At 37.1% G+C, this 612-nt stretch carries 1 protein-coding gene; it reads left to right on the top strand.

The annotated features are described in order from the left end of the window. Window positions 1–508: hypothetical protein (locus tag GNY06_RS00250; RefSeq protein WP_166518301.1), on the top strand; the 508-nt coding region annotated here is incomplete at its 5' end. Window positions 509–612 lie beyond the last annotated feature (104 nt).

Genomic DNA, 612 nt, shown 5'->3' on the forward strand with positions numbered 1-612 from the left:
GACCTCAAAAGTTGAAGACCAAAAAGAAAATACAACACAGAAAAATAAGAAGATCTTAAAAGTGACGGACACGTTTTCTGTTGATGGGATCAATTTTAAATTATTGCAAAATGGAGATCAGGCAGAACTAAAAACCGAAGCAAAAGACCGTGTCGTAAAGGGGAATATAAAACTTTCCCCGCCCTGTTACTTTTTAAAATTGAATGGAAAAGTTCAGTCGTTTGCCTATCCTAATGTAAAGGTCGCTCATACCCTAATTGTTTTAGGAGATACAGTGGGAACGGATGTGAAAAAATATTTTGGATTTGATGAAAATGATGATTTCAGCAGGATATGTGGAGAAGGTATTCAGGGCATCCTCATCAAGAAAGACAGTGTTATCGTTACGGAAAGAGTTTTGGATGGAGGATTCAGGTGTGTTGACCCAGGTACAGATGAAAAAGATTATTGGGATTTTGCCCATCGCAGGGAAACATATAAGCAAACACGTAACCCTAAATACCGATAATAATGATCAAGTTTTATGATTTATGGAACAATCACCCTGGAAAGAGATCTTACCCCTGCAATTTTCAAAATCAATGTGCTATAAGAATGGGAGTTGCTTTGGAA

The sequence above is a fragment of the Elizabethkingia argenteiflava genome, from assembly GCF_009904105.1.
In the GTDB taxonomy this organism is placed as follows: Bacteria; Bacteroidota; Bacteroidia; order Flavobacteriales; family Weeksellaceae; genus Elizabethkingia; species Elizabethkingia argenteiflava.